Source organism: Wolbachia endosymbiont (group B) of Cyclophora punctaria, assembly GCF_964028235.1.
Classification (GTDB): Bacteria; Pseudomonadota; Alphaproteobacteria; order Rickettsiales; family Anaplasmataceae; genus Wolbachia.
Genome location: NZ_OZ034749.1, coordinates 407,150 through 424,785, shown reverse-complemented (window position 1 = coordinate 424,785; position 17,636 = coordinate 407,150). Strand labels below are relative to the sequence as shown.

Below are 17,636 nucleotides of genomic sequence, written 5' to 3'. Positions count from 1 at the left end.
AATACCCTCATTTTCACTAATAATAATCAAACTACCAAATGTGTCAAGTAATTTATATCCGTTCAGGAGAGTGATAGAATCAGGTAGACGAGAAAAGAAAACTATAGGGTCAATGCGTGACACTAAAGTCCAGAAAATTTAATTTCAAACCAGCACTTCCTCCTTTATCATTCCAGCGCGTGACCAGTTCTTATTATCTGGTCAGTCCTCTGGATCCCAGTATCAAGTACTGGGATGACAAGAGAAATGGAATAACATTATGAAGGTAGTCATTCCAGCGCGTGACGCTGGAATCGAGAAAAAAACAGTGTCAGCTACTCCAATGACAATTTAAGGTAAAATCTAAATAAATGGGAAAAACTTTGATATTCAGTCTTTGCAAAATTCTACTCGTATAGAAAAGGTAATACAAATGTTTTTTATAAATAAAACCTTAAGGCATTTTTTACTGTAGATTAATCATTTGATTATAGTATCATTCTAATTAAGCTTATGACTGCAATATCTATGAAGAACACTTTATATTTGATACTATTAGTTGCTATATTTTTATCATCCAACTTGTTTGCTGTAGAGCAGTCTGAAGAAAATATAAATCAAGAAGACGTATCGAAAAGCAATACTGATGCTGAAAAAACTTCTCCGCTTCTGAGCGAACTAAAAGAAAGCACAGACTCAACAAATGTAGTCGAAATACCTTCCAGCGAGCCAAAAGAAAGCACAACCCAAAATGTAATCAATGAAGAAGTACCTTCAAGTAATGAAAATATACAAACAAACCTACAGCCTGAAGAGGGGAATAATATAAAAGATACCAAAGCTCTAACAAGTCCTTTATCAGAAGAAAAAAAAGAAGAACCTGAAGAGAAGAAAATCAGTCACAATAATCAAACAAACCTACAGCCTGAAGAGGAGATTAGCAAAAAAGACACCGAACTTTCAACAAGCCAATTAACAGAGAAAAAGAAAGAAGAACAGCCTGACAATATAACACCTGTGAACAAAGAAAATGAAAAAAGCGAAAAATGGACAAAGCTAAACAAAGAAATAAAAAAAGAATGGAACCATAAAAGCAAGTCTATATATAAAAGACAATATGATAGCCTAAATGAGCACCTTCCTAAAACTATATTTACTGATGATTACAGTAAGCAATTTTTTTACTGCATAAAGAAGGGCAACTTAATTTGTCTAAGAGGAGTAATAAATAAGCTAGAAAAAATTGGATTAACAATTCAAGAAATACTAAGATTTAGAAATAAATTGGGTGATACTCCTCTAATTTATGCAGTGAAACAAGGTGAAATAGACACAGTTCGCTTTCTCTTATTACAAGGTGCTGATCCTAGAGTAGTTGATAATAATTTTAAGTCCCCTATTGAAATAGCAATCGAAAGGAAGCAGATCAACATAATAAACGCAATTGCCGAAATGATGCCATACCTTTTAGAGGATAAAGAAATAAACAATGAAGAAGACTCAGAGATGTATAACTTTGCTATAAAAACAAAAGAAAGTACCTGCGATGCAAAAGATAATTAGACTTTTGATATTAACTTTTCTAGTTGGTCATTTATGCTATGGAAATGAAATAGATGATGAAAAAAATCCAATCAATGATTTTTTAAGCGCTCTGCACGATGTAAAATACGTATCTTACAATAAAAAAGATTTCGCTAAATTTTTAGTACATTGTAATAAAGCAGGAATACCACAAGATTTTAAGAAAGGTTTTGGCTCTAATTTGAATGGGGCTAATTTTAGTCAATTATATTTAAATAAATCTATTTTTGAGGGAGTAAGTTTAATTGGTGCTGATTTTTCTAACACCGATTTATCAGATGTGTCTTTTATCGATGTTGATTTACGTGGTGCTAATTTTTCCAATGCTAATTTACATGGTGTTAAAATACAAGGCACAAATTTAAGTTTTTCAAAATTTGCTTCTACAAATCTAACAGATATCATATTTGATCAATCTAATATCAGTTATGCTGATTTTGTCAATTCTAATCTCAACAAAGTAAGTATGCGTAATATAATTGGTTTGCATACCAAATTTTTGAATGTAAAAATGAATTTATCCGATTTATCAAACTCAAATGCTAGCTACATAAATTTTAGTGATAGTGAAATAAACGACACTGTTATGCAGAAGAATAATTTCGACAATGCAAGTTTCTTTGGAGTGGATGCACACAAGCTCAAGATACAATTCTCTTCACTAAAAAACGCTAATATATACGGTGCTAAAATAAAAAAATTGGATTTTACAGGTAGCAATCTTTCGAACGCCTATTTTAATGCTTCTATTATAGTTGATAGTAACTTTGAAAAAGCCAATTTAAGCAATTCACAAATTTCCTATGTGAAAGGGGATAATTCAAACTTCATTAAATCTATACTAAATGGTTCCAAGATAAAACATGCATATGTTTTTGAATCAGACCTTCAGGATGCTGACTTATCTAATATTGATTTTAGTTTTAGTGAATTGTATAAAGTTAACGCCTATGATGCTAACATTTGTCACGGAAAGTTTCATAATACTAAAGTTGTGAATTCTGACATGAATGGTTCGTTCTTTGACCATTCATTGTTTACCTCTGCAAAAATAGAAGATTCAGATCTTTGCACAACTTCAATGTATAAGACAAAAATTCAAGACTCTCAAATTTATAATAGTACTCTTTCCCACCATAGTATTGACTTCAGTGAGATAAAAAATTCAATATTCTTCAAATTATTAGCTGATAATTCGAGCTGGTCTAACTTAAAAGTCACTAATTCAAATTTTATTGAAAGTGATTTCAAATCCTCCGTGTTTTATGATAATACCTTTAGAAAGACTAGTTTTTTTCTTAGCAATTTGAGTGATTCGACAATAAGTGATATGTCTTTTCTCTCTTCAAGCATATATAAAAGTTCAATTGCTGATATTCATTTAACAGATTGCAAATTTGATAATTCAATTTTGATTGACAATCAGGGACAGAGCAAAATTACAGGTCTAGAGAGTGCTATAACTTCAATTAAAGATCTGCAAGAGAAAATATCGCAGGGTGAAAAATTTGATGTAAATTATTCTTACTTTGAGTTTAAAGACATGAATTTAGAAAATGCTAATTTTTCTAATTCAATATTAAGTAGAGCAAAGTTTGTAAACGTTAATTTGAATAAGGCAAATCTTGAAAAAGCCGATTTACGTTATACTGTCTTTGATAATTCCTCTCTTATTGATACCAATTTATCAAATTCTAATTTAGAGGGCTCTAGTCTTTTAAACTTTGATTCAAAAAATACAAAGTCTTAAAAAAGCTCTATAATGTACTTGTTAAATAAAGAAAAATGACCGTAAAAAATGAGGGCATACTACTGATTCTATCCTCTCCTTCTGGAGCTGGAAAAACTACTATATCAGAAAAATTACTTGAGCAATCAACCGATTTAGTTATGTCTGTTTCTATGACTACACGCAAACCTCGTCCCGGTGAAGTAAATGGAAAAGACTATTTTTTCGTTACTGAAGAAAAGTTTCATGAACTATGTAAGGCTGGTCAAATGCTTGAATATGCTAAAGTTTTTGAAAATTTTTACGGTATACCAAAAGATTTTATAGAACAAAACCTGAGTAGTGGCATAAGTGTTTTACTGAATATAGATTGGCAAGGAGCATTTCATTTATTTGAAATCTTAAGAGAAAAAGTTGTAAGTGTTTTTATACTACCTCCCTCAATGGAAGAGCTTAGACTGCGTCTACAAAGGCGTAATAGTGATGATGAAATTGAAATAGAGCGGAGATTAGCCGAAGCGCAAAAAGAGATAAGTAAAAGTAATAAATATGATTACGTAATAATTAATGATGATCTTGATAAAAGCGTAGAAGAGATAAAATCAATACTAAGTAAAGGAATGCTTAAAAAATTAGAAGAAAAACCAAGTTTGAAAGATCTATAAAAACATTGGTTTACCTCTTTCAGTAGCACTCATGCTTCACAGTTTAGCCACATTTATTATTTTTTAAGATAAAATAGTTAAAATAGTAGACAAGTGCTAAAGTGGGGATTTGAATATGACAATAGATTTTCTAATAGAAACTAGTTTTCTGCCTTTTCACCTATATTTCGATAACATCTAGCTCAATTTAAAAGTTTAATCCAATTCGTTAACGCCAAATAGCTTTTAATATTGAGGTTTTAATATGAGTATAGATCTAAGTGTATTAGTTACTAATGCAAACAAACTAGATAAATATATAAACAAAAATGAAAAACAAGAGCAAGATAAAAAAGACAAGCAATTGTATAATATTATAGAGAGAAAGGTAAAAAAAGAAAAACATAAGCATGAAAAACCAAGAAGTCGAGATGGAACACTCAAGGAATGTAAAAGGTTATTTAAGGAAGGCGCTAGTCCTGAAGTATTAACTAAATTAGAAGAATCTCTTAGAGAACAGGGAAAATATCACAGATATTATGTCCAATGTTTCCTTCCAGTGCTAGGTGAAGTAATCGAACAATTAAAAAAAATATCAGATGAAACAAAAAACCAAGTAAGGCAAGCAATTTCTGAAGTCACTAAAAGTCACTCTAATAAAAATCGCAAGGACAATGAGTCAGAAAGTGGTTACTGTAGCAATTTTGAAAATGAAGTAAACGGAATATCAGATTCTGATAATGATGTTCAATTACTAAAAGCAATCAAAAATGGAAATAGCAGGAAATTTAGAAAATATCTAAAAGATTGCACAAATGTTAACAGCATAAAAGATGAAAAAGGAAATAATATTTTACATCTTATTGCATCGCTCGAAAAGGAACAGAAATGCAAGTTTCTAGGTACCCTAATAAAAACGGTCACCAAGGAAGATCTAGCACAACTTGTTGATAGTGAAAATCAAGAAGGAAAGACTCCTTTTCAGGTAGCACTAATTAACAAGATAATAAAAGGGAAACATGATTCTCACACAATCCAAGATAACGATAAAACACTTAAGTTTCTTACAAAATTGCTAGAGTATGGAGCCAGCTCTGACAATTTAGGATTATCTACAAAAGAATTACAATACTTAAAAGAAGAGCAAAAGACATACTATTGTGATTTCTTAGAAAAATTAGCAAAGTCAGTAAAGAAACCTGAGTTAAAATCAGAAATAAGAACAAAAATTAAAGAAATTATACCACATACCATAAATACTCCAGATAGTAATGATAATTATCAACTACATTTAGCAATTAAAGATAAAGATAAAAAATCTTTTAAGGAATTATTGAAAAAAGGAGCAGATATTAACCTTAAAGATGCAAATGGCAATAATGCTTTACACCATATTGCCTTGCTGACAGGGAAGCAAAAAGTTACATGCTTGAAATTAATATCAGCCTTAGTAAAAGAAAGAAAAATATCTGAAGATAAATTAGATGAAGCTATAAAAGCAACTAACAGGCAAGGCAATACACCTCTAGAATTAGCACTAAAGAAAAAAGCAGAAAAAAAAAGTATCGAATACCTATTGCAAGAAACAATTTTTGATTTAGCCACTAATTATGATAATACAACAAAGTTTTGTGCAGCATTATTACAAAACGGTGCTAACCCTGATTCTTTATGGTTAGAAGATCCAGAACTCCATACTAAAAAGTACTATTTAACTTTACGAGATCTAAAAGATTGTTCAAGTACTCCACAGAAAGCACAGGAGAAAGCTAAAGAACTAAAAGAGAAGCTTGAGGAAAAATACCACTGTGGAACTGCTTCGAAAAAATGTCAATCAGGCATTAAAAAGCTAGGTTCTGGTGTAAAAAAAGGAGCATCTGCTGTATGGAAATGCATTGATCCGGGTAGGAGAGCTAGTGTATTGTTAGCAATCACAGTAGCAACTACTATTATTACAATGGTAACACTTTCTTGCTTTCAAGGACAAATTGCAATTGGAGCAGCGTTACCCATCATAGCTATAACAGGAGTGGTCTGTCTGATATTCACTTTGGGACTTAGCGGCATTAGGAAACATGTTAAAGAATTAACCAATGATCAGCAAACCAGTAAAGATAATCTCCAAACTGCAACACAACCTGAAAATGTTACTGAACAACAAAATTTAGCTAACAACTCAGCAGCACAAGAGCAGTCAGAACATACAGAGAGCCCAGCTACTAAAATGAGCGATATATCAATACTACGATTTATAAATAAACTAGATGAATTGACTAATAAATTCTCTTTTCCGGGGCGATGAAATCAATCTCATCGCTCAAAGTTTTTTCAGCAACTTTTTTATAGTCAATCTCTACACTGACTTGGTTTTTCTTTTCTTTAAGCCATGCTATAGTATGCTTCATCCAGTTTTTATCATCACGTTCAGGGAAATCTTCACGAGCATGAGCACCCCTGCTTTCCTCGCGATTAGCTGCGCATTCCATGGTAATAACTGCTTGTGGAATCATATTGGCAAGCTCCAGCGCTTCAACCAAATCACTATTCCATATCATACTGCGATCTTCAACTGCAATGTTAGGCATCATTTTTGCTACTTCTTTTATAGCTTTTTTACCTTCCTCTAAAACTTCAGCAACACGGAATACCGATGCATATTTCTGCATAGTGTGCTGCATTTCACTTCGTATTTTTGCTACTTTGAACTCTCCAGAAGCAAATCGCATTTTATTAAATCTATCTACTATCAAGTCTGTGCAGTCTGAATGCAATTTTTTATGTGGTGTATCAGGTTTCAATTTTTCTTTTGCCCTAAGCGCGGCAGCTCTACCAAAAACCACAAGATCAAGAAGCGAGTTGGAACCTAGTCGATTTGCACCATGTACAGAAACACATGCTGCTTCTCCTATTGCAAATAATCCTTCTACCACTTCTTCTTCACCTTTTTGCAACGTGATCACTTCTCCATGATAGTTGGTTGGAATACCTCCCATGTTATAGTGAACAGTTGGAATAACAGGTATCGGATCTTTAGTAACATCAACTCCTGCAAAGGTCTTTGCTGTTTCACTAATACCTGGCAATCTGAGCTTTATTACTTCCGGATCAAGATGAGCTATATTCAAGTACATGTGATCTTTCTTTGGCCCAACTCCCCTTCCCTCTCTAATTTCAATTGTCATTGCTCGACTTACTACATCACGAGAAGCCAAATCTTTTGCCTTTGGCGCATAACGTTCCATAAACTTCTCACCCTGAGAATTAACGAGGTACCCACCTTCACCGCGGCATCCTTCCGTCATCAAGCACCCTGAGCCATATATTCCTGTTGGATGAAATTGCACAAACTCCATATCTTCAAGTGGCAACCCAGCTCTTACCACCATGCCATTACCATCACCTGTGCAGGTGTGTGCACTTGTTGCAGAAAAATAAACACGTCCATAACCACCTGTTGCTATTACCACAGAATGTGCACGAAATCTATGCAACGTACCATCACACAGCGACCAAGCTATCACCCCACAGCATGTACCTTTGTCCATAATCAAATCGATTACAAAATATTCGACAAAAAATTCAGCGTTAAATTTAAGACATTGCTGATATAGAGTATGAAGAATTGCATGCCCAGTTTTATCTGCTGCTGCACAAGTACGCTGAGCCGATTTTCCTTTACCAAAGTGAGTTGTCATTCCACCAAAGGCACGCTGATATATTTTTCCATCTTCCGTACGAGAAAAGGGTACACCAAAATTTTCAAGTTCAATCACAGCTTTGGCAGCATTTTTACACATATACTCTATTGCATCTTGATCGCCAAGCCAGTCTGAACCTTTTATTGTATCATATGCATGCCAGCGCCAGTCATCTTCAGCAATATTACTCAAAGCTGCACTAATTCCTCCTTGCGCTGCAACTGTATGACTTCGTGTAGGGAAAATTTTAGAAATGCAGGCAACTGAAAAATTAGTTGCAGCCATTCCAAGTGTTGCTCTAAGCCCTGCTCCACCTGCACCTACTATCACCACATCATACTCATGCTCTATGATTTCATACGCTGACTTATCCATATCCACTTATTTTATCATCACAGGCTTATAATATCACAGAAGTAGAAAAAATCTATACAAGTTTTCTGGATGTAAGCTTCTGAAACAAATCTATAGTAAACGATGTAATAACAATCATAGGGCGTCATGAAGGTAGCTGAAATTGGAATGACACTATCATAAAGGAATAAGTGTAGTTATTTGCATAACATTGATGACTTATGCCTATTTAATTAGATCTAAAATTAGATAGAAAAAGGTAATCTTGATAAAACTCATTTACAACAAGTTCTCTCGCACTTGAATTTTCCGTTTGCACTTTTTTGTATCCTAATTTATGGCTTATTGAATCTTTATATGCACTAACTGCTTTATATATCTTACTTACCTCTCCTGGAAAGATACCACCAACAATTATAACGCATAACCCTGCAACTGTTGCAAAAGCTAGAGTTAAACTTTGCCTCCAGTTAGCTTTTTTTTCTTGTATACCAGCAGGGCACAATTCACTTGACATTTCTTTTAGATACTCATGCCACATGTGATTGCAGTTTGTACATTTCACTTTTCTTCCAGATTCACCTATTTGCCCACGAGATACTAAGTAAGTTTTAGTACAATTATGACATTGTATTTTCATAGTGCTTACGTATAAAATAATATAAATTTGATATCAATATGTATATAATAAATGAAAAATTTGCAACTAAAAAATTACAAGATGAGATAGAAAATATTTGGAAAGATAAAGAAAAACTTAACGACTATAATCTAAAACACGAAGCAAGATTAATAATCAAAGAGGTAATTGAGTTACTTGACAGTGGTAAAATTAGAGTAGCAGAAAAGCTATCAAGTGGAGAATGGATAGTACATAAGTGGATAAAGCAGTCAATATTATTACATTTCCTCACTGAGGAAAGCAAAATAATAGACAACACCAATTGCTGGTTTGACAAAATCGGTAGTAAGTTTAGTGAATGGAATGAAGAAAAATTTTACCATTCAAAAATTAGAGCAGTTCCTGGGTGTTTTGTCCGCCAATCTGCTTACATAGGTAAAAATGTTGTTCTAATGCCAAGCTTTATCAACGTTGGTGCATACATTGATTCTGGCACAATGATAGACACTTGGTCAACAGTTGGTAGTTGTGCACAAATAGGGAAAAATTGCCATATTTCCGGTGGAGTGGGAATAGGCGGAGTTCTTGAGCCCATTCAAGCTTCTCCAGTCATTATAGAAGATAATTGCTTCATTGGAGCGCGTAGTGAGGTAGCCGAAGGTGTTATAATAAGAGAAGGATCAGTCCTTGGCATGGGTGTGTTTATTGGAGCATCAACAAAAATTATTGACAGAGAAACAAGCAAGGTATTTTATGGTGAAGTACCACCTTACTCTGTAGTTGTACCAGGATCTACTCCACCTAAAAATAACATTTCAACCTATTGTGCAGTTATAGTAAAAAAAGTGGACGAGAAGACGAGATCAAAAACTTTTATAAATGAAATATTGAGAACCTAACTACTTGCAGTCATTTTTTTTATCATTATTACTAACTACAGTAATAGCATATGCACATAATTCTGAGAAAGAGATTCCATTTTCTTTAGATAACTTATATAATTTTTGCAGACTTTCTTTGACTCTATTAGGTATGTTTCCTCCACGCTCCTTTGCAAGCCAGGAATCTTGATAGTGAATTGGATGAGTATCACTCTTTGGATCTCCTATGTATATTGCAAAAGGTGAACTTTGCCCTTTGAAATCACACTGTACAGTAAATTTTTTTATAGACTCAACCATTTAAAGACCTCTGCTTTTCTTTTTAACCGATTTTATAGAAGGTACAAGAGGTGGTTTTTTGATAAAATCTTGCCTATTGAAAACACTTTCTTCCCCTTCTAAAGCTCTGCGAATATCAGCTCTGCTCAATTGTGACTCTTTTGCTAACCTCATTCCATACTTTACCATAATATTAGCATATGCTAACACTTTTTTTACTAACTCTAGGTCACCATTCAGCATTTTAACTAATGCTTGAAATACCTCCGCTAAAGTTAATCCATCAGCACCTACAACCTTATTTTCTACAAAATTGACAATTTCTTCAAATTTATATTCAACACCATCATCTTGAGGTATAAGGGTAACATAATCCGTATCTTGACTATTCATAACCAAAGCACTATCGCCTTTAAACTTATATTATATATATAAATACTCCACTATTTTATAGTATGGCACGCTATAGTTAAACATTTATTAATAATATGCTTACTTATATACACGAATTAATTGATAAAAGCCAAGGATCAATATCCATCAGTAATTTTATGAATGCTGCTCTATATCATAAAGAGTACGGCTATTACATGAATAAATTACCACTTGGCAAAGATGGTGATTTCATTACTGCACCTGAAATTAGTCAGCTGTTTGGTGAAACAACTGCAGTTTGGATAATGGATACATGGGAAAAATTAGGAAAGCCATCAAAATTTTCTCTAGCTGAACTTGGGCCAGGTAAAGGAACACTCATTCATGATGTAATAAGAGTCACCAAAAAATATAGCTGTTTTTTTAGCTCAATGGACATTCATCTAGTTGAGATAAGCCCTATTTTACAGAAAATACAAAAGGAAAAATTAAAGGGATTAGATATTAATTGGCACACAGATGTCGACAACTTACCAAATCAGCCAACTATTTTTTTTTCAAATGAGTTCTTTGATGCTCTTCCAATTGATCAGTTTGTTTATCGTGATGGGCAGTGGTATGAAAATAGAGTAATAAAACAAGATGATGGCAGTCTTTCATTGTCACTCCAGTGCTTAACCAGACCAAAAACTGGACTCCAGACTGGAATGACAGGGGGTTTCAATGGTGCAGTAGTGGAAGTATGCCTAGCCGGAATCGAAATATTAAAGAAACTTGAGAATAAGATAGTCAATAACGGAGGAGCTGCCCTGATTATAGATTATGGTTATTTATATCCTTCATACAAGAGCACTTTGCAATCGATAAGGCAGCATCAGTATGCTAATTTTCTTGAAAATATTGGTAACAGTGATATTACTGCACTTGTAAACTTTCAAGCGTTAAAAGATTCATTAAAATACTTAAATTGTGAGATTTTAACTCAAAGAGAATTTTTATATTTGTTTGGTATAAAGGAAAGAGCGCAAGCTTTAATGAAAAATGCAAGTAATGAACAGAAGAATAAGATCTTCAGTGAATTTTTAAGGTTAACTGAAAATATGGGTACTCTCTTTAAGGTAATGCTGATTCACCATTTGTAGTCTTGTGTAGTTCTTATGTTAAACATACAAATACTAAAAAATTTACAGAATAAAAAAGGTAAAAGAAACGTATCTGTTCAGCAGAGTAGCAAAATAAGATAGACAGATAAGACTATCATAGGAACAAATAGGTGTCATGCAAGTAGCTGACACTGGCATGACAACAAAAAAGTTACTCAAATGACACCCTTTTGATGCACAATTTTTGGTGCATCACGTACTGATTTTCATCCAAGACGATGTCATGCAAGTAGCTGACACTGGCATCCAGCCTTTTCGCGCAAAAAACGTTGTAAAGTGTTTACCAACTTAGCTGGATCCCAGCTGGAATAACACTTGGTTATGCAAGAAATCTATTGTCAAAAAAATTACTTCCGCATATTTTGAATCTGATTATAATGACAATTAGAGATATTTTAAGAGCTCAAAATCTATCTTTGTCTGCAGACTTTCAGTTAACTTTTCAATAAAAAACGTAGCGTATCTTTTTCAGCGTATACACACGTCTGTCATATGTGCGCTGCATTTTTTTCTAATCTTTTTATACAGGAGGATTTTATGTCCAGAATTCCAGATACTTGACCTTTACTTTAGCTAATAACAGGCGCCTGTGATTTTTATAAAGAAAGTCTAGGAAATAACTAAAAACTGTTTCCAGGCATAAATTTGCCATGTATACCTAAAAAGTAATTATATTAGCATAATATTCATACTTATATGCCAATATTAATATTCTTTGAATGGAATACGAAATTAATGTTGAAAAAATATGTACCAAAAAATTTATGTGGGATCTATGCCGAAGCTCAAATTGCATGACACCATTTATTTTTATGGTTTTGTCTATTTTATTTTGCCACTCTGCTAAACGGATACATTTAATTCCATTTTTATCGAGCAGATAATTGTCATATATTAGCTTAGTTCTCCTGTTATACTTAAATATAAATCAGCATAGCCCTAATTTTTTTATATATTTTACTTCTTTCTCTATATTTAATAATAGGCTTGAAAATAAATGGTAAACCTATAATTGTTAAGCTTAGAGCTAGGATTGAAAGTACACAAAAGGCTTTGTGTTTACTATGTAGCTCTTTCAAGTAAAGCATCAAAAACCTACAAAATTTTTTGTAATTTTCTTCAATATTTTTTTTGCTATGAGCCTTGTCAATAAACATATCTATTGCAGTATAATCATTACTACAATTAATTGCCCCTTTTTCTATTAATAGCTGAGCTATATCAAAATAATCCTTTTGAATAGTAAGATGCAGAGGTGTAAAACCTTGTTGATCACAAATATTCATATTGGCTTTTACTGCTAACAACATTCTTACAATTTCTACATGGCCTTTTTTAGCTGCAAGTAGCAGAGGAGTTCTGTTGCATCTAGTGACGGCATTAACGTTTACCTTAAGCTCCAATAAGAACTTAACTGCTTTAGTATCACCATTATAGCTAGCTTTATGTAACCTGGTGTTACCGCTACAATCTTGGTCATCTGCTTCTATTCCCTTTGAAACAAGAAATGTTACCATTTGCCTATTATTATTCTTAATAGCGCAATCCAGTGCATCAAAACCATGTTTATTTTTTGTGCAAATAAACTCTTTTAACTTAGCTTTTGCTTGCTTTACAATAAGCTTTACCAGTTGCATTTTGTTGTTATATGCTGCTAGAAAAAGCGTAGTATTATTTTCTGCATCTTTTGCTTCTATGTTTGCACCTTTCTTTATCAGATATTCTATAATCTCTGCTCTACTTTCATAATGTGTAGTACATTGATAAATGGTCAAAAATAAAGGAGTACGAAAGTTGTTATCTTCACATTCAAGATTTGCTCCGCTATCAATTAAAATCTGGACGCTCTTTTTAGAACCGTATAATGAAGCTATGTGAAGAGGAGTATAGCCTTTCTCAGCATCTTTTTCATTAATTTTTGCGCCTTTTGTTATTAAAAAATCCATTAATTCTGTGTCATCTTGTAGTGTAGCAAGGTGAAGTGGAGTAAATCCATTTTTATCTCTAGAATTAATTGTCAGTTGATTAACAAGAAGTTTAGCAATTTTTTTGTGTCCATGCATAATAGCATAATGCAGTGGATTTCTATTTTCGTTGTCCACAACATTAAAGTCAGCTTCGTGCTCTAATAATGATTTTACTCCAACTAAATCGCCTTCTTTTGTAAACTTATGCAAGAGAGTGACTCCGCTTACATCTTTTGAGTTAATATCAAATCCACTTTCTACCAATTGATGTATGTCTTCCTCACACGCCATACCATTTTAATTAAACCCTTTTCGCATTAACAATACTCCCACTTAATTAAGTTTGAATGAATCTGTAAAAGATATATCACAATTTATTGAAGTTACTAAATTCCGATATATTAAAGTCCACAATTTCCTGAATATAGAAATATTTATTTTTATACATTTGCCCTATTTCTTGTCATCCCAGTACATTCTTTTTTGTCATCCCCAAGTAGCCCCATTTCACACTACTTTCATCCCAGTGCCCAGACACCAGCCTTTCTTACCAACAAAAACTTAGCATAACTTTTGTTCTCAAAAAATTTCTGGATTCCAGTGTCAAGCACTGATCTTCAATCTCCGTACATCTCTGCGTCACGCACTGAAATGACACCCTGAAGCTTTAGCTATAAATATTAAGCAAGCAAAAAAAGGCAAAAGAAGCCTCATGGAGATAGTTGCTCCACTCTTTTTACTTGATGCTGCTCAAGCAGGTCACTTGGATGTAGTAAAATACTTAGTAGAAATAGCAAACGCAGGTGTTAATTATGTAGTTAGTACTCTTAGTCTACCTCATTTTGACTATGAAAAAACTGCTCTAATGTTTGCTGCTAAAAGTAGTCATTTTGTATAGTTTTATCCAACTCAGACGTAGTTTAACCCTAGATTAACTAATTTATCCTTTGCAATTGTAATAAGGTCTATAAACTACTGCAAATCCAAATTTCTATTTGATCTTACATTCTTATTGTAATAACCTCTATGGATCACACAGCATTAGTCGTGTATCTGAACAGATACTTTTGTACATGAATCAGCTTTATGTGTATCAACTCTGTCTACTTCAAGTTTCCAGCAAAACTACTTTCTAATGTATTGCTTTCAATCAAGTTCTTTGTTAAGCTCACTGTTAGTGGATGTTCAATTATCTTAACATAAAAATCAAGGCAGCTTTAGGTATAAATACGAGTAACTCGTATAAGTAAAGAGGCTATAAGAAGTTTCTTACCATTCTATTCAAACGGGTTTTAAACTTTTGAAATGTCATGACATTGTTGATACGTTTGTCAAGAAACGACAGGGTATCTGCAAAATCTTCTGAATAATCATTGATAAAAAAAAGTATCGTACTTAAGTACACTCCAGCTAATATTGCTCTTTTTGTATAGTAGTTAAAATCTGTTGATTGATCATGAATGCCATACCAAATCGCGCTAACAGTTCTGTACAAGAGTTTACTAGAAAAATATGTATTTTGGGGTAATATAGAGAATGATAAAACATTTTTTAAAAACTCTCTGTAATTTTGTAACTTAGCATAGTTTGAAAGGCGTATTTGGACAGCTAACTTTATCCGCTCTCTTACCTTCATATCTTCTAAATTGGAATTCCAAAGTTCAGTTTCTATTGAGCTATTTAAGTCCTCTGCTATGTACTCCAAAGCACTATATATTCCATTTTGAAATTTACAAAAACTATTGGCTAGGTTAAGGTTCGTGCACACTTTCAATAAGGTTGCATCACTTATTCCTTCAAATGGAATAACCTTAATCAGCTCATCTACTATTAACTTTTGTTCCATACAATACTATACTAAACATCACATATAATTGTACCTGAGATTTTCAAACATTCTGCAAAATGCTTCACCGCGCTCTTCAAAATTTTTCCACTGATCAAAAGAAGAACATGCAGGAGAAAGTAATATCGCTACTTCTTCTTTGCTATTTATGGCCTCTTCAAAAGCCAGTTTAAATGCGTTTTCTAGATTATAGCACTTCATATAATCTATTTTGTTCTCCATAATGTTTGCAAAAACTTCAGTTGATTCTCCAATAAGAAAAGCTTTTCTAATCTTGGTGAAATGCTTGCTTAATGATTCTATTCCGCCTTTTTTGCTTTTTCCGCCAACAATCCAATATATGTTTTTATAAGATAAAATTGCCTTTTCGGTCGATTCTGCATTGGTTGCTTTGCTATCGTTGATAAAAAGTACATTATGTATTTTGCCAAGAAATTCATTTCTGTGTCTTAGCCCTGGAAAGGATTTGATTTCATTGACAATAGTGCTGCTATCTACTCCAAGTAACTTGCACACAGCGTGTGCAGCTACTATATTTTCTACATTGGATACTAGGTTTACTTTCATATCACTCATTGATAAGTTGTGATTCTCTAATTTTATCGAGATCTCCTGAATCTCAGCACTCCTTTTGTCATCCAAGTAGCTGAAACTGGGATCCAGATAATTTCGATCTATACCAGTAATCTGTTCACTATAATCAAGCAAATTGTTATCTGCCAATGATATTAGATCTCTTGCACTACCCTCTATCATCTGAGTAGTTGGCAATGGTTTTTCTTTTCTGGTCATGCGCTGGAATGACACCAGGGAATATGTTACTGAAATTGGAATTTTGTTCCCAGTGAATTTATTGAATACATCAGCGGTAATTTTGTTATCACATCCTATCACGGCAATCTTGCTACTGTTTATCAGTTTTAATTTAGTTGCTATGTAGTTATTCATACTTCCATGTCTATCTATGTGGTCTGGTGTGATGTTGAGCAATACAGAAATGTCTACATTAATTTTATTTATTAGCTCCAATTGAAAAGAGGAGAATTCAATTACATAAATTTCTGCATCTCTTTCTAAATCCAAAATAGGCACACCTAAATTCCCGCCAATAGCTACTTTTTTCCCTGTGGATTTTAATATGTGCCCTATTAGTGACGTGGTGGTTGATTTGCCATTTGTTCCGGTGATGCCTACAACCTTCTGGCTTGTAGTTTTAGTTTCGAGAAATAGCTCAATGTCTGATTTTATTTTGCAGTCAAAGCTTCTTGCAAGTTTTACTACCCAATGCGTTGGTATTGGCACTCCAGGGCTCAAAATTAGTGTGCTTATCTCATGCCAATTATACTCATTGGGATGAGTATAGTTACACTCTTTATATATCTTTTTTGCATTTGCTATTTGCTCTTTATTATCATCCCATGCATATATTTTTGCACTGCTTTTTGTTAGAGCATTAATAACGGACAAACCAGTTTTACCAAGGCCGAAAACCGCAACACTTTGATTTTTGTATTTGTTTAGTTGCACTTCTAGATAACTTATGCGAACCATTTTATAAAGATATAATACAAATTATAATGACTTCTTCCATAGTTTTTGGCAGTGCTTAACTTTATTGTCACAACCTTAGCCAATAGAAAACTCCTTGACACATTTTGCCAACTCCCTTACCATGACAATAAGAGTATTTATCCTTTAGAATTAATTAAGAGAAAGTTTTTTCTCGACTTGTTGTATAATTTGATAAAAGTGATCAAAATCTAAGCTTGCACTACCAATTAAAACTCCTAATAGATTTGGAATACTGAGCAAGTTTCCTATATTTTCTGAGCTGACTGAGCCACCATATATAATGTGTTTTTTACCAGTACACAATTTTATTATCTCTATCACCTCAGCAATTGCGTCATTATTTGGCACATTTCCTGTTCCTATTGCCCATATCGGTTCGTATGCTATGGTATATTCACCTTGTGTTGGCAAACGGTTTTTGCATTGATATTCTATTACTTCTTTTGTTTTTTTATTTTTATAATCTTCTGAGTTTTCACCTACACAGATGATTGGGTGTAATCCTGATTCTATTGCTGTTTTCGATTTAAGTTTTATTTCACTATCTTTTTCATGAGCCCTTTCAGAATGTCCAAGTATTACGTAACTACATCCTAGTTCCTTCAACATTCCTGCACTAATTTCACCTGTGTAAGAACCGAACTCTTTATGATGACAATTCTGTCCTCCTATTTTAATATTATTGTTCAACTCTATACTGCTTGGAAATGATGTAAAAGGAGGGCAAATTACTAATTTAGAGGTAATTTCGTTGCTCTTGTTGTTAAGTTTGCCTATAAAGTTAACAAATGAAGAACGTGTTCCATTCATTTTCCAATTTGCTACTATTAAAAAGGACATCAACTTTACTTGTATGGATAAGAGTGCCGGCTGTCGGACTTGAACTGACAACCTACTGATTACAAGTCAGTTGCTCTACCAATTGAGCTAAGCCGGCATTAAA

Annotated in this window: 15 protein-coding genes and 1 tRNA gene; 7 read left to right on the top strand and 9 right to left on the bottom strand. The window is 33.2% G+C overall.

Going from position 1 to position 17,636, the window contains the following annotated elements; all coding sequences use genetic code 11:
- Positions 1-507: 507 nt before the first annotated feature.
- The 4 genes from ABWU33_RS02060 (at position 508) to ABWU33_RS02045 (ending at position 6,238) form a co-directional block, all read left to right on the top strand.
- Positions 508-1,542, top strand: coding sequence for an ankyrin repeat domain-containing protein (locus ABWU33_RS02060; protein WP_353280940.1), 1,035 nt, complete (start codon positions 508-510; stop codon positions 1,540-1,542).
- Positions 1,526-3,313: a pentapeptide repeat-containing protein gene (locus tag ABWU33_RS02055; protein WP_211908463.1), complete on the top strand. Its 1,788-nt coding sequence runs from the start codon at positions 1,526-1,528 to the stop codon at positions 3,311-3,313. Before ABWU33_RS02060 ends, ABWU33_RS02055 begins: the two co-directional genes overlap by 17 nt.
- Before the next feature lie 35 nt (positions 3,314-3,348).
- Complete coding sequence (gene gmk, locus ABWU33_RS02050) at positions 3,349-3,957, top strand: guanylate kinase (RefSeq protein WP_211908465.1); 609 nt, start codon at positions 3,349-3,351, stop codon at positions 3,955-3,957.
- A gap of 244 nt (positions 3,958-4,201) precedes the next feature.
- Positions 4,202-6,238, top strand: a complete 2,037-nt coding sequence (locus ABWU33_RS02045) for an ankyrin repeat domain-containing protein (RefSeq protein WP_250120068.1) — start codon at positions 4,202-4,204, stop codon at positions 6,236-6,238.
- Here ABWU33_RS02045 and sdhA read toward each other — a convergent pair.
- Both sdhA and ABWU33_RS02035 read right to left on the bottom strand, forming a co-directional pair.
- Positions 6,210-8,009 (bottom strand): succinate dehydrogenase flavoprotein subunit, encoded by a 1,800-nt coding sequence (gene sdhA / locus ABWU33_RS02040; RefSeq protein ID WP_353280937.1) that lies wholly within the window; start codon positions 8,007-8,009, stop codon positions 6,210-6,212. The two genes, ABWU33_RS02045 and sdhA, sit on opposite strands and share 29 nt — an antisense overlap.
- A gap of 208 nt (positions 8,010-8,217) precedes the next feature.
- A complete protein-coding gene (locus ABWU33_RS02035; RefSeq protein WP_010406912.1) occupies positions 8,218-8,628 on the bottom strand; it encodes a zinc-ribbon domain-containing protein in 411 nt (136 codons plus the stop codon).
- A 38-nt stretch (positions 8,629-8,666) separates the two neighbouring features.
- Here ABWU33_RS02035 and dapD point away from each other — a divergent pair, with 38 nt between their 5' ends.
- The gene (gene dapD, locus ABWU33_RS02030) at positions 8,667-9,509 is read left to right on the top strand and encodes a 2,3,4,5-tetrahydropyridine-2,6-dicarboxylate N-succinyltransferase (RefSeq protein WP_264337629.1); all 843 of its coding nucleotides are present in this window, start codon (positions 8,667-8,669) and stop codon (positions 9,507-9,509) included.
- On the opposite strand, the gene ABWU33_RS02025 is transcribed toward dapD, so the two are convergent.
- Positions 9,510-9,791, bottom strand: coding sequence for a DUF2610 domain-containing protein (locus ABWU33_RS02025; protein ID WP_010406917.1), 282 nt, complete (start codon positions 9,789-9,791; stop codon positions 9,510-9,512).
- On the bottom strand, positions 9,792-10,163 hold the full coding sequence (locus ABWU33_RS02020; protein WP_211908472.1) for a hypothetical protein: 372 nt from the start codon (positions 10,161-10,163) through the stop codon (positions 9,792-9,794).
- A 95-nt stretch (positions 10,164-10,258) separates the two neighbouring features.
- Here ABWU33_RS02020 and ABWU33_RS02015 point away from each other — a divergent pair, with 95 nt between their 5' ends.
- Entirely contained in the window at positions 10,259-11,287 is a 1,029-nt protein-coding gene (locus ABWU33_RS02015) for a class I SAM-dependent methyltransferase (protein ID WP_211908473.1), read from the top strand.
- 938 nt (positions 11,288-12,225) lie between these two features.
- Here ABWU33_RS02015 and ABWU33_RS02010 read toward each other — a convergent pair.
- Positions 12,226-13,566 (bottom strand): ankyrin repeat domain-containing protein, encoded by a 1,341-nt coding sequence (locus ABWU33_RS02010; RefSeq protein ID WP_264337630.1) that lies wholly within the window; start codon positions 13,564-13,566, stop codon positions 12,226-12,228.
- A gap of 421 nt (positions 13,567-13,987) precedes the next feature.
- On the opposite strand from ABWU33_RS02010, the gene ABWU33_RS02005 reads away from it, so the two are divergent.
- Positions 13,988-14,173 (top strand): ankyrin repeat domain-containing protein, encoded by a 186-nt coding sequence (locus ABWU33_RS02005; RefSeq protein WP_006013526.1) that lies wholly within the window; start codon positions 13,988-13,990, stop codon positions 14,171-14,173.
- Between the two features lie 357 nt (positions 14,174-14,530).
- Here the strand turns inward: ABWU33_RS02005 and ABWU33_RS02000 are convergent, their stop codons facing one another.
- The 4 genes from ABWU33_RS02000 to ABWU33_RS01985 form a co-directional block, all read right to left on the bottom strand.
- Entirely contained in the window at positions 14,531-15,121 is a 591-nt protein-coding gene (locus tag ABWU33_RS02000; protein WP_250120073.1) for a COQ9 family protein, read from the bottom strand.
- Between the two features lie 18 nt (positions 15,122-15,139).
- A complete protein-coding gene (gene murD / locus ABWU33_RS01995; RefSeq protein ID WP_353280934.1) occupies positions 15,140-16,672 on the bottom strand; it encodes a UDP-N-acetylmuramoyl-L-alanine--D-glutamate ligase in 1,533 nt (510 codons plus the stop codon).
- A gap of 150 nt (positions 16,673-16,822) precedes the next feature.
- Positions 16,823-17,533, bottom strand: a complete 711-nt coding sequence (locus ABWU33_RS01990; RefSeq protein ID WP_264337631.1) for a triosephosphate isomerase — start codon at positions 17,531-17,533, stop codon at positions 16,823-16,825.
- Between the two features lie 24 nt (positions 17,534-17,557).
- Positions 17,558-17,630: transfer RNA gene (locus tag ABWU33_RS01985), tRNA-Thr, on the bottom strand.
- Positions 17,631-17,636 lie beyond the last annotated feature (6 nt).

Excerpts from the sequence above, each read along its gene's own strand:
- ABWU33_RS02035 (WP_010406912.1), bottom strand. The coding sequence starts at position 8,628 with ATGAAAATACAATGTCATAATTGTACTAAAACTTACTTAGTATCTCGT.
- gmk (WP_211908465.1), top strand. The coding sequence starts at position 3,349 with ATGACCGTAAAAAATGAGGGCATACTACTGATTCTATCCTCTCCTTCT.
- ABWU33_RS02000 (WP_250120073.1), bottom strand. The coding sequence starts at position 15,121 with ATGGAACAAAAGTTAATAGTAGATGAGCTGATTAAGGTTATTCCATTT.
- sdhA (WP_353280937.1), bottom strand. The coding sequence starts at position 8,009 with ATGGATAAGTCAGCGTATGAAATCATAGAGCATGAGTATGATGTGGTG.
- ABWU33_RS02015 (WP_211908473.1), top strand. The coding sequence starts at position 10,259 with ATGCTTACTTATATACACGAATTAATTGATAAAAGCCAAGGATCAATA.
- ABWU33_RS02055 (WP_211908463.1), top strand. The coding sequence starts at position 1,526 with ATGCAAAAGATAATTAGACTTTTGATATTAACTTTTCTAGTTGGTCAT.
- ABWU33_RS02060 (WP_353280940.1), top strand. The coding sequence starts at position 508 with ATGAAGAACACTTTATATTTGATACTATTAGTTGCTATATTTTTATCA.
- murD (WP_353280934.1), bottom strand. The coding sequence starts at position 16,672 with ATGGTTCGCATAAGTTATCTAGAAGTGCAACTAAACAAATACAAAAAT.
- ABWU33_RS02045 (WP_250120068.1), top strand. The coding sequence starts at position 4,202 with ATGAGTATAGATCTAAGTGTATTAGTTACTAATGCAAACAAACTAGAT.
- ABWU33_RS02005 (WP_006013526.1), top strand. The coding sequence starts at position 13,988 with ATGGAGATAGTTGCTCCACTCTTTTTACTTGATGCTGCTCAAGCAGGT.
- ABWU33_RS02020 (WP_211908472.1), bottom strand. The coding sequence starts at position 10,163 with ATGAATAGTCAAGATACGGATTATGTTACCCTTATACCTCAAGATGAT.
- dapD (WP_264337629.1), top strand. The coding sequence starts at position 8,667 with ATGTATATAATAAATGAAAAATTTGCAACTAAAAAATTACAAGATGAG.
- ABWU33_RS02025 (WP_010406917.1), bottom strand. The coding sequence starts at position 9,791 with ATGGTTGAGTCTATAAAAAAATTTACTGTACAGTGTGATTTCAAAGGG.
- ABWU33_RS01990 (WP_264337631.1), bottom strand. The coding sequence starts at position 17,533 with ATGTCCTTTTTAATAGTAGCAAATTGGAAAATGAATGGAACACGTTCT.
- ABWU33_RS02010 (WP_264337630.1), bottom strand. The coding sequence starts at position 13,566 with ATGGCGTGTGAGGAAGACATACATCAATTGGTAGAAAGTGGATTTGAT.